Annotated in this window: 1 protein-coding gene; it reads right to left on the reverse strand. The window is 65.8% G+C overall.

All coding sequences use genetic code 11. The features are described from left to right. The coding region (locus ACFY0P_RS52210) for an IS256 family transposase (RefSeq protein ID WP_388929544.1) at window positions 1-970 on the reverse strand (970 nt) is incomplete at its 3' end. Window positions 971-1,049: the final 79 nt, after the last annotated feature.

Raw genomic sequence — 1,049 nt, forward strand, 5'->3', positions numbered from 1 at the left:
ACTCGGCGAACCGCTGTTCGGCAGCGTCGACGGTGGCCGCCGTGTAGACCTGGCGGAGTTCCTTGGCGATCTGCGACCAGTGCTTGGTCGAGGCGTACTTGAGGCTGTTGCGGACCATGTGGACCACACAGAGCTGGATGTCCGCGAGTGGCCAGATGTTCTGGATCGAGTCCGGCAGGCCTTTCAGCCCGTCGCAGCAGGCGATCAGGACGTCCTCAATGCCGCGGTTCTTCAGCTCCGCGAGCCATGCCATCCAGGTCTTGGCGCCCTCGCCGCCGGAGCCTACCCACATGCCTAGCACGTCACGCTCGCCTTCGAGGTTGATCCCGACGGCGATGTAGACGGGCCGGTTGGCGACGGCGCCGTCGCGGATCTTCAGCACGATCGCGTCGATCATCACGACCGCGTAGACACGGTCGAGCGGCCGCTGGCGCCAGGCGTCGAGTTCCTCGGTGATCTTGTCGGTCGCGCGGGAGATCAGGTCGCGGGAGACGTCCACGTCGTAGATTTCTGCGAGATGGGCCTGGATCTCACCCGTGGTCAGCCCCTTCGCATAGAGCGAGAGGATCGCTTCGTCGAACCCCTCCACTCGCCGCTGGTGCTTGGGCACGATGGCCGGACTGAAGGAGCCGGCCCGGTCCCGGGGAACGTCGATCTCCACCGCGCCGACGTCGGTCAGCACGCGCTTGCGTGAGGTGCCGTTGCGGGAGTTGCCCGAGCCCGCCCCGGCCTTGTCGCCCTTCTCGTAACCGAGATGCTCGGTCATCTCGGCCTCCAACGCGCCTTCCAGGACCAGCTTCACCAGCCCCTTGAGCAGGCCGTTCTCCCCGACCAGGTTGAGTCCTTCGCTGCGGGCCCGGTTCACCAGCTGCTCGGCCAGCTCCCGGTCCAGCTCGGTCAGTCTCGCCAACTCGGCCCCCGTGCGTACGATGTTCGAACTCTCGCGGGGACGCTCGTCCTTGCTGCCCATCCGTGATCCTTCCCGGCAGAGACCACATCTCATGCCAGACAGGTCATACCGGGGCATACACAAACTTCAGGACAGTCCC

Origin of the sequence: Streptomyces sp. NPDC001714, assembly GCF_042892755.1 — a bacterium.
Classification (GTDB): domain Bacteria; phylum Actinomycetota; class Actinomycetes; order Streptomycetales; family Streptomycetaceae; genus Streptomyces.